Consider the following 12,923-nt stretch of genomic DNA (forward strand, 5'->3'; position numbering starts at 1 on the left):
GTGCGGCTGATTGTCATTTTGCTGGGCCTCGGTCTCGCCACCGCGATAGGCCTCGGAACTACCTGGATCACCGCAACGCGCGGCACTAATCTCGGCACGCTGACCATCGGCGCATGGACGGCAAAACCAAGGATTGGATCCGCCGAGATCGACCCTTACTCCCGCGCCGCAATTGCGCGAAGTGGAGAGCTGCCGATCGGAGCGGGAGACGGCATAGCATTTCTTGCCACGACCGACGACGCCAAGCGACCGCTCGATGGCCGATGCGACGTCATCATCAGCGGCGTCACACCGGCAGCGCGGTTCTGGACGCTGACGCTCCACGACCGCAAGGGCCATCTGGTGGCGAACTCGCTGCAACGCTATGGCTTCACCAGCCAGGAAATTGTGCGGAATTCCGACGGCTCATTCGTGGTGCATGTGGCGTCTCGCGCGCGTGCCGGCAACTGGCTGCCGACCGGCGGCATCGAGAGCTATGTGCTGATGCTTCGACTCTATGACACGCCCGTCGGAGTGGGTACGCGAACCCGACGCGACGCCCCAATGCCTTCCATCGCGACAGAGAGGTGTTCATGATCCGCCTGCTGTTTGCGATCGTCGGCGGCATTCTGCTCGGCGGGATCGTGCATCTCGTCAGCGTATTGGCGCTGCCGCGGATCGCCTCGCAGGACGCCTATTCGCGACTAACGGAAATGACGACGCTGAACGCCGTGACGCCCTTGCCGCCGGCGGATCCCGCCAACTCGCTGATGCCTTTCATGGACCCCGCCTTTGCCGTCGCGGTCTGCCGCTACGATCTGTCAGACGGATCGATCAAGCTCACGGTACCCGTGAGCGAGGCCTACACGTCGGTGTCATTTTACACCCAAAGCAACGTCGCCTATTACGCCATCAACGACCGTTCAGCTGGACGCAAGGTGATCGAACTCAATCTGATGACCGAAGCACAGCACGCAGAGCTGCCCGAAGAAGAGGACGTGACGGCCGCGGACCGCCTCATCATCGACTCCCCCTCGACGACGGGGCTGATCGTTCTGAAGGCGCTGGCGCCTGAGTCCGGCATGACGGAGCAGGCGAAATCATCTCTCGCCGCCGCAAAATGCCGGCTGCAAACTGAGCCGCCCGTGGTGAAACCGGAAGCGAAACGATAGGACGTTTGCGAGGAAATCCGGGTTAACGAGACTTGGTCGGTTTTGCTCTTGTCAAGCGTTCGCTACAATCAAGGATGCGCTACCCGCGCGTGCGGAGAGCGCGGCCGATCACGGGGGCCGCGGTCACAGGGGGATTGGCGGCCAACATCGCAAGTTGCCCGATCAGGCGGTCTGCGTCGGCCGCCATACCGTCCGGCGCCTGAACCACCAGATGCTCGAGCGCCCAGCGATAGGACGCGATCCGCTGCTCGAGGCATTGTTGCACCCACTGCACGATCAGAGTGTTTTCCTCCATGCGGGCGACGGCGTCAGCGTGCTCACGCGGCGATAGGTCGGACACCAATCTCAGGCTGGCGTTGCGCTTGCCGTCGAGAACGAAGACCTGCCGGGCGGTGTTGAAGAACGGATCAAAACGGGTGATGTCGTCGCGGACGTCATCGATTAATTGCGTATAGCGCGAAGTGTGAGAACGATGCGGCTCGTCGATGAGCAGGCGGCCGTAAGCGGAGCGATCAAATGCAGGCTTTTGCCGCCATGGCGTAGCGAGCGGGTCGTAGTCGCCGAACACACTCTTCCAGGCCGGCCGCGAATGCGGCGGCTCGACCAGCGGATAGGCGAGATCGCGCAACATCCTCTCGCTCTCGGTTAGTTGAAACCGCGACGGCTGACGACCGATGCTGCCGGTCGCTTCCGCGCCCATCCAGCGGTGCATGTCGTCGTTGCGTGCATCCTGACGAACGCGGCCGAAGTCACCACCACTGCATGCTGCGAGCGCAGTTCCTAATAGAATCACGGAAACAAGCGAAGTGAGAGGTGAACGTTTCAGCCCTGGCATCGCAAGCGACGTCTCCTGCATCGGGCGTGTCCGGAAAAATCAGGAGCGGGCGCGGCGGCGGCGCCGCCGCCCGGCAGCCGTGCCTTGCTCGGGACCGCTTCCACCGCTGGTTTCGTCGGTCTCGCGGTCGATGCGTATGACCGGCAGAATCACCACCGTTCCCCTCATCTGATCCGAAGAGCGATTTACCGTCGATCCCAGCCGCGAAGCCGCATCTGCCGGAAACGCAATAACGGTGCCCATGCTCAGCCTCTCCTCGCCCCAGCGCTCGTCGCGATTTGGGCAGCGACGCGTCGGGATTTAGAACCCCGCATGGTTAACGGCCTGTTAAAGCGGCCGCGCTAGGTTGAGAACAAACTGGTTCCGTAAGCGTAAGCCGCCATGACCACATCTCCGATGTTTCCCGGCTTCGACGGGTTGTTGATGCTGTCCCGCCGGGACGGCGTTGACATCCGTCCGACTCTGCTACGGGTCCTGACCGATCTTTACGTGCAGACCAGCACACACTCTGTCGAAGAGGAACGACATTTCGTCGAACTCACCTCACGCCTGATCGATCATGTCGACGACGCCACCCGCGCCGTAGTGCGCGCCCGCCTGTCGATCTACCCGCGGACGCCGGCGGCGATCATGAGCAAGCTGCGGCTCGACGCGTCCACCACCCCACCGCAGGCTGGTAGCCCCGCGCCGCCATCGCCGCCCGCGACGGCGGCCCCAGCGACGAAACCGCACACGGTCGCAACGCTATCGATGGCACCAGGTGACGCCGCCGAAATAAGTGAGATGTTCTTTGGCGCAAGCTCTAAAGATCGCGCTTTGATCCTGCACAACCTATCCACGGCCCCGCTGCGGCCGTCGCCGCATATTCATCCGTCCCGTGCCCTGCGGGCGATCGAGATTTTGCACATGGCCGCATTCGCGTCCGACGTTGATAGCTTCGCGACCGAACTCAGCGCAACCTTGATGCTTCCCGCCGCGATCTCCGAACAGGTGGTGAAGGATGCGGGCGGCGAGCCACTCGTTTGCGCCGCCAAGGCCATCGGCATTCCCTCTGAAATCTTCCAGCAGATTTTGCTGTTTCTCGATCCGGCCATCGGCACGTCCGTCACTGAGGTCTATCGGCTCTCGCGCCTCTACGACGCGCTCAGTGAACGCTCTGCGCGAATCATGCTGGCCGCCTGGCGCGGCGCCACGATGACGGAAGCTCGGGCGAAGTATCGCTCCACCCTTTACGATGACGGGCGCAATCGCACGCGGACAGCGCCGGCGCACGGGCGTCACGGCGCTGTCCAACCCGGCACGGCGCCTGCCGCGCGCGGAACCGGACGCAATCCAATAAAAGGGTAGATGAGCGGATTGCCAAACCGGTTCTTGAAGGCCGAGCGGTCAAGGGCAGGCCGAAACATCGAGGCTAGGATGCCGTCATCGTCTCCTTGACCTTGGCGATCAGCGCACTGAGCGCGAAAGGCTTCGCAAGGAAAGCGAACTGCTCGTTCTCCGGCAGACTCTTGTCGAATGCTTCTTCCGCGTAACCCGACACGAAAATGATTCTGAGATTGGGATTGCGCACCCGCATTTTCCGCAACAGAGTTGGTCCGTCCATTTCCGGCATAACAACGTCAGAGACCACCAGATCAACGGCACCATTCTCGTCGAGCGCTTCCAGCGCCTCGATGCCGTTGGATGCCTCGATCACGCTGTAGCCGCGCGAACGCAGGCCGCGAGCATTGAGCGAACGCAACCCCTCTTCGTCCTCCACTAACAAAATAGTGCCTTGGCCGGTCAGATCGGTGTTGACCGGTTTGGCCGCGGGAGAAGGCTCCTTCGCCGCGCCAATCACGCCGGACGACGCCGGCGGCGCCTCGGCTTCGGGATGGTGGCGCGGCAGGAAAATACGAAACGTCGTGCCCTCGCCCGCCTTGGAGTCAACGTAGATGAAACCACCGGTCTGCTTGACGATGCCGTAGACCGTGGACAGACCGAGCCCGGTGCCCTTGCCCACCTCCTTTGTGGAAAAAAACGGCTCGAAAATCTTATCGACGATCTCGGGCGGAATGCCTGTACCGGTGTCGCCGATCTCGACCAGCACATAGTCCGCGGCCGGCATTCCCTTGTGGCCGAACGCCGCGACCTCCGCGGCCGCGACGTTCGCGGTGCGGATCGCGAGCTTGCCGCCATTTGGCATGGCGTCGCGCGCATTGACCACGAGATTGACGATCACCTGTTCGAACTGCGAGACGTCGGCCTTGACCGGCCACAGGTCTCGCCCGTGCACGACGCCTGGGAAAGTAACCTTCTCGCCGATCAAACGTTTAAGCAACATGCCGATGTCGCTCAGGGTGTCGCCGAGATCGAGCACTTTCGGCTGCAGGGTCTGTCGCCGCGAGAACGCCAGCAATTGCCGCACCAGGGCTGCGGCGCGGTTGGCGTTCTGCTTGATTTGCATGATATCCTGGAAAGACGGATCGGTCGGCTTGTGCGCGTTCAGCAGGAAGTCATTTGCCATCATGATGGCGGACAGCACGTTGTTGAAATCGTGCGCGATGCCTCCGGCAAGCTGGCCAACCGACTCCATCTTCTGGGATTGATTGATCTGGCTCTCGAGCGTGCGCCGCTCAGTCGTCTCAAGCATGTAGACGATGGCTGCTTCCGCGTCGCGATCGTCCTCCACCGCGGTGACGAAAAACTGTCCCCATCGCTCGCGCGCGCCCTCCAGCATCACCTCGACGGGAGGGATATCACCCTGCCCGTCCGCCGCAGCGTGGATGGCCGCGCTCAATTGACCACGATCGCGCTCCTTGACCGCCGCAAGAATCGACTTGGCCACGGCGCCGTCCGGACTGAGGCTTTGCGCGAGTTTCGCAAACCGCGCGTTGGCGCGACCAACCGCGCCGGATTTATCGACCGTCGCGATCGCCATCGGCGTGTTGTCGAAGAAGCGCATGAAGCGTACTTCCGCCGCACGCTGCGGATCGACGCGCTCGTCGCGGGCGCGGCTGATCACCAGCGTTCGCGAGGGACCGGGCACACCGTCGGCGCCGAAAGCCAACTTGTGATACAGCCGCGCCGGCATAGTCTTGCCATTGCGCATCCGCAGATCGATATCGAAGACCTCGGTGCGGACTTCGCCGGGCGCAGCAATGATCGATGTCAGCAAAGACGCGCCGTCCCCCGAAACGATGTCGGCGAGCTTCAGGCCACCCGAGCCGACCTCCGCCAGATCGTGATCCAGCCAGTTGGCAAGCGTCGCATTGACATAGACAAGATCGCCTGACTGGTTGACCGAGAAGAATCCGCACGGCGCATGATCGAGATATTCGATCGCATGGCGCAGTTCCTGGAATACATCTTCCTGCCGCTCGCGATCACGGGTGATGTCGGCGATCGACCACACGGCATATCGAGAATACCGCTTTGCCTGTGCGAGCCGGCGGACCCTCAGCCGCAGCCAGCGACCGTTCGTGCCGTCGGCGGCGGCAACGCGCACCTCTTCCTGCTGACGTTTACCCTCGCGCGCCGCCTTCAAAAGGCGGAACACCGCCTCGGAAACGTCGGGATTGCCGATGAATACGCGCTCCACCGGCCGCACGTCCTGCATCGACGTAGCTCCGGTCAGGGCGAGATAAGCGGAGTTGGCATAAATGACGTGCCCGCCGGAATCGGTGACGGCGATACCGTCGAAGGCGTGATCCGCTATCGGACGCATCAGCGGATCATCAATGGTGCGGTCGGCAAAGCGGACGATCCCGGCCGCGAACGCGAAAAGCGTGAACAGCCCGACCATCGCCAGCGAGGCCAATAGCGCCAGAATATAAGGCTGGGCGTTAGTACTCCCCAGCGTCATAAACGCCACGGCGGCCGCGACGATCGAACCCGCGACCAGCAGAACCAGGAGGATGCTGCCGCTCCGCCGCGCCGGCTCCTGCCCCACCTGCGGTGAATCGATGTCGGGATCTGGCGTCATGGAATCCGGCGGGGCCTATCGCGGCGGGCGCGGAATGCGCATGCGCCGGGTCCTGAGTGCCTGAATCGGACCCGGCAGCGCAAGCGCCTCATGGGCTCATTCCCGCCATTTCCCCCACCCCGATGCTCCTCCGATCCCGGCCACCGGCCTCAGATCCGGTGCCCCGAAAACCCGCGCTTCAGGCCCATGACGTAACCAATGATTTCGGCGACGGCGTGATAGTGCTCGGCCGGAATCTCGTCGTCGATTTCGACAACGGCATACAGCGCGCGGGCCAAAGGCACGTTCTCGACGACTGGAATGTCATGCTCGCGGGCGATTTCCCTGATCTTGAGCGCGATGTTATCCACGCCTTTGGCTACGCAGACCGGCGCCGACATGCCGCGCTCGTAGGACAAAGCGACCGAATAGTGCGTCGGATTGGTGATGATCACCGAAGCCTTGGGAACGGCGGCCATCATGCGCTTCTTCATGCGGACATGGCGCAACTGTCTGATGCGAGCCTTGATATGCGGATCGCCCTCTGACTGTTTGAACTCCTCTTTCATCTCCCGCAGCGACATTTTCTGTCGCTCGAACCATTGCCGGTACTGGAACAGGTAGTCTGCGATCGCGACCAGCGCGAGCATCACAATCACGGCGCCGAGCAATTGCAGCGTCAGGCTTTTCGTAATTCCGAGAAGGGCGTCCGGATCGAGCCGCACCATCGCGTCGAGCCGCGAGCGCTCCGGCCAAAGCACCGCCGTCATGACCGCGCCCAGCGCGATCAGCTTGAAAAGTCCCTTGGCGAAGTTCGCAGCAGCCTGCTTGCCGAAAATCCGCTTGGCGCCGGACACCACTGAAATCTTGCTGAGCTTCGGCTTGAGCGATTCCCCCGACCAGACGAAGCGGTGCTGAATGACATTGCCGGCAACGGCAGCCATCATCAGCAAAAGCAACGGAATGCCCAGCACGGCAGCAAGGCGATACCCGATTTGCTCGGTCAGTGCCAAAAGACCGGGGCCGTCGGTCCGAATTTGCCAGGAATTGGCGATCAGATTGCGCAACGGCGTCTGGAACCCGTCGCCGATCGAACCAGCAAACGTCGAAAGTACCAGTGTCGCACCCGCAATCACGAACCAGGTGTTGATCTCCTGGCTCTTGGCGACGTCGCCGCGCTCGAGCGCATCGTCGAGGCGCTTTTGCGTCGGGTCTTCTGTTTTCTCGGTATCGTCGCTCTCGTCGGCCATCGCGGAGACCTCAGTTCAGCGACGTCAGATCTTGCATCACGCCGACCAGATAATCCATGTAGGTTCCCATCATGGACGCCAGCACGGCGGCGAAGATCATGAAGCCGATAAGAATCGAGAGCGGCACGCCAACGAAATAAACCTGCATCTGCGGCATCAGCCGCGCGAGCACGCCAAGCCCGATATTGAAGACCAGTCCGAACACCAGAAACGGAGCCGACAGTTGCAGGCCGATCTTGAAAGCGCCGGCAAAAGCACGCGTCGCCAGCGCCGCCACGTCGCCGCTCGGCATCAGTTCGCCTGGCGAGAATATCTTATAACTGTCGTTGAGCGCGGCAATGACCAGATAGTGGGTGTCGGTTGCGAACAGCAGCGCGATCCCGAGAAGGGTCAGGAAGTTTCCCATCAACGCGCCTTGCTGGCCCTGCGTCGGGTCCACCGATGTGACGAATCCAAGCCCGAGCTGCTGTGCGATGATCGAGCCTGCCACATGCAAGGCCGCGAGCGTGACGCGTGCCGTAGCGCCCAGCACGACGCCGATAATGATCTCGTGCACCAACAAAACCGCCAGTGGCGCGACCGACTGCATGTCAACGTGATAGGCGGCACGATGCAGCGGCAGGATGATGAGGGTCAAAAGCAGAGCGATGGCGAGCTTCACACCCACCGGAATGAAGCCCTCGCCGAACCCAGGCAACAGCATCACCATCGCGCCAATGCGGGCGAATACCAGCATGAAGGTGGCGGCGAGAGCGGGTAGAAGCGAGATATCGATGTGCATCTCGCGACTGTGCGTCAGCCGCCGATGATTCGCGATGAAATCCGTATCATTTCGGCGTGCAGCGCATCGGCCATGAACGGTAGCGCCAGCACCAGCGTCACGAAGATCGCCAGAATCTTCGGCACAAACACCAGCGTCTGCTCCTGAATCTGCGTCAATGCCTGCACCAGCGAAATCGCGACGCCGACGATGAGTCCGACGGCCAGCAGCGGTCCGGAGACCAGAACGATGGTCCAGATCGCGTCACGCGCGACATCCAGTGTTTCAGCGCCGGTCATGACAAACCTCTTTTCGGCCAGATAAGGAATGACGCAGCATCAGCGAACTGATGTGCGCTCCAATCAGATCGGCATCCTCATGATGTCTTCATAGGATTGAATGACGCGGTCGCGCACCGACACCAGCGTCGACACCGCGACGTCGGTATCCGCGACCGCGGTCACCACATCCATCAGGTTGGCCTTGCCTGATGCCATCGCCACCGTCTGCGCATCGGACGCCCGCCCCGCTTCCCTCACGCCGCCGAGCACATCTTTCAGCACCGCACTGAACGCGGGACCATCACCGCCCGGCGCTTTGCCACCGGCGGCGCCGGAATCCATCATCCTCGCGAGGCTCGCATAGGCATTTGCTGCAACTGTGGGCGACGCCATGGTCAGATCTCCGATCAGGACTTGAGGATATCGAGTGTGCGCTGGATCATCCGGCGCGTTGCGCTGATGATGTTGAGGTTCGCCTCGTAGGACCGCTGCGCGTTGCGCATGTCGGTCATCTCCACCAGCGAATTGACGTTGGGATATTTGACGTTGCCGCTGGCGTCTGCGGCCGGATTGCCCGGCTCGTGCTTGACGCGGAACGTTGACATGTCAGGCCTCACCCGGCCGAGCGTCACCACTTTCGCATCGAGCGCACGATCGAGGGCCGAAGAAAAGGTCGGCACCTTGCGGCGATAGGGATCGCCGCCTGGCCCTTGCGCGGTTGAGTCGGCGTTGGCGATGTTTTCCGAAATCACCCGCATTCTCCCGGCCTGCGCTCGCAGACCAGAGGTCGCGATGCTCATCGATCGCATGAAGTCGGCGCCGTTGTCTGCCATGATGCGGTCTCCCTCCGTTTAGCCCTGCGTCACGCCTTGCCGACAGCCATCTTCAGCAGCCGCAGGCTACGGCTGTAGAGCGAGGTCGCGGCGGCATAGTCGATCTGGTTGGCCGACACCTGGAGCATTTGATCCTCAAGGCTGACGGCGTTGCCAGCCGGACGGGTCTGAAAGCCGCCATTGCCGTTTTGTCCGAAGTGCGAGAACGCTTCGAAACCGGCGATGCTCTGACCTGAGGTGGGGCGGATCATCGCCAGAGTCGCGCCGCCCGAGGCATTGCCGCCTTGCGCGTCGAACCTCGGTTCCACCAGATCGTGCGGCCTGAAGTTCGGCGTATCGGAGTTAGCGACGTTTTCGGCCAGAACACGCTGGCGCTCGTGATGCCACTGCATCCGGGTGCGCAGCGCCGCCAGCGAGGTAATATCGTTGAGGGGCACGGGTCTTTGCTCCGGCCTCGGGACGGGGCGCCGCCGAGGTAGGCAGAATTTGCCCCCCTCATGGTTAACAGCGGGTTAAGAACAGCAAAGCGGCGGATCTTGCCTAAACCCGCTTTCCGCTCAGGCGCACGTTAAAATCTCGGATTGCCCAGATACTTGCCACGAGTGCGTTAACCACCTTTGTTAACCGGAGCGCACGACGCGCAGAAGTTGTTTTGGTCTCTTCGATTCATAGGTTATTAAGGCTGTCGGCGGCAGTTTTTGCCGGGCGGGATCAATAGACTGGGCCAAGGCTCGATCGTCACGGGAGGAATGCCGGAAGGCATTCGACGATCCGAAGCTGAATTAAAGGCGCTTTCTGTCAGGAACACAGCATGCAGGCAGTCACATTCGTCATCGCATTCATTGTGGTCCTGGCGCTGATCGCCGGGGCCGCCTGGCTCGTGCGGCGATTCGCAGGAGATCGTCTCGGCGTCAATGCCAATCGCGGACGCATGCCCCGTCTGGCGGTGATCGATGCCGCCGCAGTCGACGGACGTCGGCGGCTGGTTCTGGTGCGCCGGGACAATGTCGAGCACCTGCTGATGATCGGAGGACCGACCGACATTGTCGTGGAGCACAACATCGTTCGCGCCGCCAGCCCCGGACGCGATCAGGCTCCGCAACGCCCGCTATCGAACGTTGAAATGCCGAGGCTGCCACCGCTGGCCGAGACCGGCTGGATGGAGTCCGACGGCACTCGCTCCGATCCGTCCGGCCATCCTGAGCCTCCAATCCCGGAATCGCCTCCCCCGGCCCGCCCGCCCTTCGCCGATGCCCCACGCCGGCCGGTTGCCGCCGAGCGCCGCAGCGATCCGTTGGCCGGTTTCACGCCCGAGCCCATGAGCCGAACCGACATTCGCGGCGCCCGTCCGGCGCGACAGGAACCGGTGATGCCGCCGCGTCCAGCGCCGCCTCCTGCGCCGACGCCCTCACCGCCTCCCTCTGCCTCCAACGCGGATCAAAATCTCGCGGAGATGGCGCAACGTCTCGAGGCCGCACTCCGGCGCCCGACGGGCGACAGCAAGCCTTCGGCCGCGGCGCCCGCGACCTCCGAACCACCGCCTCGTCCGCGCAGTACGCAAATTACACCCGGTCCCGCATCCCGTAGCGAATCGTCAGGGGCACCGCCGGTCGCGCCACCCGGTCCGAAATCCGGGTTCGAGCACCTTGAGAACGAGATGGCGTCTCTGCTCGGGCGCTCGAAGTCCCCTTCGTGAGTGCGGCGACCCACCCGCGTAGAGTTTCATTCCTTCTCATTCTGATAGCCGCCGGATCGCTCACCGATCCGGCGTTCGCGCAGGATATCAGCATCAATCTTGGCGGCGCCGGCAACGGCGGCGTGAGCGAGCGTGCGATCCAGCTGATCGCGCTGCTCACCGTGTTGTCGATTGCACCGTCGATTTTGATCATGATGACGTCGTTCACGCGCATCGTGGTGGTGCTTTCACTGCTGCGTACCGCGCTAGGCACCGCGACCGCACCTCCCAACTCCGTCATTATCGCACTTGCGATGTTCCTCACTGCCTTCGTAATGGGACCAACGCTGCAGAAATCCTACGACGATGGCATCAAGCCGCTGGTCGCCAACGAAATCACGGTTGAGGACGCTTTGCAGCGTGCGTCCGTTCCACTGCGCGGCTTCATGCAGAAGAACGTGCGGGAAAAGGATCTCAAGCTGTTCATGGATCTGTCCGGCGAGCCGCCGCCGGGTACGCCCGCTGAACTCTCGCTGCGCATCTTGATGCCGGCCTTCATGATCTCCGAACTGAAGCGCGCCTTCGAGATCGGATTTCTGCTTTTCCTGCCGTTCCTGATCATCGATCTCGTGGTGGCATCGGTCTTGATGTCGATGGGCATGATGATGCTGCCGCCCGTCGTTGTGTCGCTGCCGTTCAAGCTGATCTTCTTCGTGCTGGTCGACGGCTGGGCGCTGGTGGCCGGCAGTCTCGTGCAGAGCTACGGGACTTAAAGCGGTACGCGCTCTGGCGTTTGATGCCAGACTTGATCGCTTACTCTTTCCTCAATTGAGGAATGCTAGGGACGAAATTTCACACGGCCGAAAAGGACAGATACCGGCCCACAGGCATTTGCTGTTGGGCCGGCGCGGTCTTTAGAAGAAGAAGCTGGTCTGGAGATAGCCGTAGAAGGTGTCGGCTGTGGCAGGCGCGTTGGGGGCAGTCTGCAGGAATCTGCCTTTGATCAGGTAGGTGACGCCGGTATCCATCAGCCAGGCGTCCGGGATGAGCCAGTACCGCAGGCGAGTCTCGATCTGCTGGCCGGCGAAGTTGCCGGATCGGCCGGTACGGTCCCGTACCCCTGTGGTGGCGAAGGAGTCGGTCGCGTCCGCCAGGAAGAGCGGGCGGTAGGTGACGAAGGCATCCCAGATCGGGCTCGGCGTGACCTCCAAGCGTATGCCCGGCGAGATCAGGTTGGACCGCTGCACCGCGCCGTAAAGGCTGGTCGGACCGTATTCCCAGCGCCGGGCGCCGAACAGGGTATCGAAACGGGTGAAGGTGGCAGGGTTGGCGCTGTCGCCGCTGGCTTGATCGTATTGAAACGAGACCCGCGGCAGCCACGCCGTATTGAAGGTGTAGCCTGCCTGCGTATGGAAGAAGTAGGCCGAGACATGGAGATCGCGCCTGTCGGTGATGGCGGCCGTCTCGCGGGCGCGACCCGTCTGGTAAGTCGTTTCGACCTCCCAGTCCCACTGCGCAGGCCTCGGCGCCTTCCATAGCCGGAAGCCGGGGGTGAACAGGCGGCGGTTGCGGGTTTGCAACGATCGCAGGCCTGACCCGGTATCATCCTCGTACAGGCCGTAGCCATAGAGCTCGAGGGTTCCACCGAATACGTTCGCGAAGGTATAGGAACTGCCGTAAAATTGCAGATCCAGGTTCTCCTCATCCAACACGATCGCATTGTCGAGGATGCCCGGCACGTCGTTGGGCAACCGGTTGTGCGGCATGGTCCAGAACACGGTCATCTGATCCTTGTTCGCGCCCTGCCAGTCGAAGGACGCGCCGGTGAAGGCATTGATGGTGTTTCGGTAGTCGTTACGCGCCATGAGGCGGCGTGAGCCGACGTCCTTCGTGAACCGGCCGGTGGTGAGGCTGCTATTCGAACCATTGCCCGTTTGCTCGGAAAGATCGAACTTGAGATAGGCCTGGGTGAGCTCGAGGGCGTTCACCTCCGTGGTGGAGGCCGTCGAGTTCGGTTTCTGCAAGTAGCCGCGGCTGTCGAACACTTCGCCGCCGATCTTGATCTTGTGACCGGTATCGTACTCGGCGTAAATGTTGGTGCGGAGTGCGAGTAACACGTCGTCCTGCGGAGCAGGCGCCGGACGGAACTGGTTGTTGATCCCTTCGATGCGGGACCGGAAACTGCCCCCGATCTT

The 12,923-nt window shown here is 62.2% G+C and carries 15 protein-coding genes; 5 read left to right on the forward strand and 10 right to left on the reverse strand.

Annotated elements, in window-relative coordinates:
- Together GGQ85_RS11980 and GGQ85_RS11985 are read left to right on the forward strand one after the other, a co-directional pair.
- Positions 1-576 carry a DUF1214 domain-containing protein gene (locus GGQ85_RS11980; RefSeq protein WP_079446207.1) on the forward strand — a complete coding sequence of 192 codons (576 nt, stop codon included), beginning with the start codon at positions 1-3 and terminating at the stop codon, positions 574-576.
- Positions 573-1,151 carry a DUF1254 domain-containing protein gene (locus GGQ85_RS11985; protein ID WP_309774696.1) on the forward strand — a complete coding sequence of 193 codons (579 nt, stop codon included), beginning with the start codon at positions 573-575 and terminating at the stop codon, positions 1,149-1,151. Before GGQ85_RS11980 ends, GGQ85_RS11985 begins: the two co-directional genes overlap by 4 nt.
- A gap of 79 nt (positions 1,152-1,230) precedes the next feature.
- Here the strand turns inward: GGQ85_RS11985 and GGQ85_RS11990 are convergent, their stop codons facing one another.
- Together GGQ85_RS11990 and GGQ85_RS11995 are read right to left on the reverse strand one after the other, a co-directional pair.
- Positions 1,231-1,986 (reverse strand): hypothetical protein, encoded by a 756-nt coding sequence (locus GGQ85_RS11990; RefSeq protein WP_309774706.1) that lies wholly within the window; start codon positions 1,984-1,986, stop codon positions 1,231-1,233.
- Between the two features lie 39 nt (positions 1,987-2,025).
- Positions 2,026-2,229: a hypothetical protein gene (locus GGQ85_RS11995; RefSeq protein ID WP_079446205.1), complete on the reverse strand. Its 204-nt coding sequence runs from the start codon at positions 2,227-2,229 to the stop codon at positions 2,026-2,028.
- A gap of 138 nt (positions 2,230-2,367) precedes the next feature.
- On the opposite strand from GGQ85_RS11995, the gene GGQ85_RS12000 reads away from it, so the two are divergent.
- Positions 2,368-3,333: a DUF2336 domain-containing protein gene (locus GGQ85_RS12000; protein WP_309774697.1), complete on the forward strand. Its 966-nt coding sequence runs from the start codon at positions 2,368-2,370 to the stop codon at positions 3,331-3,333.
- A 64-nt stretch (positions 3,334-3,397) separates the two neighbouring features.
- Here GGQ85_RS12000 and cckA read toward each other — a convergent pair whose 3' ends face one another.
- The 7 genes from cckA to flgB form a co-directional block, all read right to left on the reverse strand.
- Positions 3,398-5,950, reverse strand: coding sequence for a cell cycle histidine kinase CckA (gene cckA / locus GGQ85_RS12005; RefSeq protein ID WP_309774698.1), 2,553 nt, complete (start codon positions 5,948-5,950; stop codon positions 3,398-3,400).
- A 149-nt stretch (positions 5,951-6,099) separates the two neighbouring features.
- Complete coding sequence (gene flhB, locus GGQ85_RS12010; protein ID WP_309774699.1) at positions 6,100-7,179, reverse strand: flagellar biosynthesis protein FlhB; 1,080 nt, start codon at positions 7,177-7,179, stop codon at positions 6,100-6,102.
- A gap of 10 nt (positions 7,180-7,189) precedes the next feature.
- Positions 7,190-7,960: a flagellar biosynthetic protein FliR gene (gene fliR, locus GGQ85_RS12015; protein WP_309774700.1), complete on the reverse strand. Its 771-nt coding sequence runs from the start codon at positions 7,958-7,960 to the stop codon at positions 7,190-7,192.
- A 14-nt stretch (positions 7,961-7,974) separates the two neighbouring features.
- A complete protein-coding gene (fliQ, locus tag GGQ85_RS12020) occupies positions 7,975-8,238 on the reverse strand; it encodes a flagellar biosynthesis protein FliQ (RefSeq protein WP_079446200.1) in 264 nt (87 codons plus the stop codon).
- Between the two features lie 63 nt (positions 8,239-8,301).
- Positions 8,302-8,613: a flagellar hook-basal body complex protein FliE gene (gene fliE / locus GGQ85_RS12025; protein ID WP_079446199.1), complete on the reverse strand. Its 312-nt coding sequence runs from the start codon at positions 8,611-8,613 to the stop codon at positions 8,302-8,304.
- Positions 8,614-8,627: 14 nt separating this feature from the next.
- Positions 8,628-9,053, reverse strand: coding sequence for a flagellar basal body rod protein FlgC (gene flgC, locus GGQ85_RS12030; RefSeq protein ID WP_079446198.1), 426 nt, complete (start codon positions 9,051-9,053; stop codon positions 8,628-8,630).
- Positions 9,054-9,082: 29 nt separating this feature from the next.
- Positions 9,083-9,445 (reverse strand): flagellar basal body rod protein FlgB, encoded by a 363-nt coding sequence (gene flgB, locus GGQ85_RS12035; RefSeq protein WP_374708881.1) that lies wholly within the window; start codon positions 9,443-9,445, stop codon positions 9,083-9,085.
- A 419-nt stretch (positions 9,446-9,864) separates the two neighbouring features.
- Here flgB and GGQ85_RS12040 point away from each other — a divergent pair, with 419 nt between their 5' ends.
- Together GGQ85_RS12040 and fliP are read left to right on the forward strand one after the other, a co-directional pair.
- Positions 9,865-10,749: a flagellar biosynthetic protein FliO gene (locus GGQ85_RS12040; RefSeq protein WP_309774702.1), complete on the forward strand. Its 885-nt coding sequence runs from the start codon at positions 9,865-9,867 to the stop codon at positions 10,747-10,749.
- A complete protein-coding gene (fliP, locus tag GGQ85_RS12045) occupies positions 10,746-11,501 on the forward strand; it encodes a flagellar type III secretion system pore protein FliP (protein ID WP_079446195.1) in 756 nt (251 codons plus the stop codon). Before GGQ85_RS12040 ends, fliP begins: the two co-directional genes overlap by 4 nt.
- A 141-nt stretch (positions 11,502-11,642) precedes the next feature.
- Here the strand turns inward: fliP and GGQ85_RS12050 are convergent.
- A partial coding sequence (locus GGQ85_RS12050; protein WP_309774703.1) for an alginate export family protein occupies positions 11,643-12,923 on the reverse strand: 1,281 nt, incomplete at its 5' end.

Origin of the sequence: Nitrobacter vulgaris (genome assembly GCF_031453995.1) — a bacterium.
Classification (GTDB): domain Bacteria; phylum Pseudomonadota; class Alphaproteobacteria; order Rhizobiales; family Xanthobacteraceae; genus Nitrobacter; species Nitrobacter vulgaris.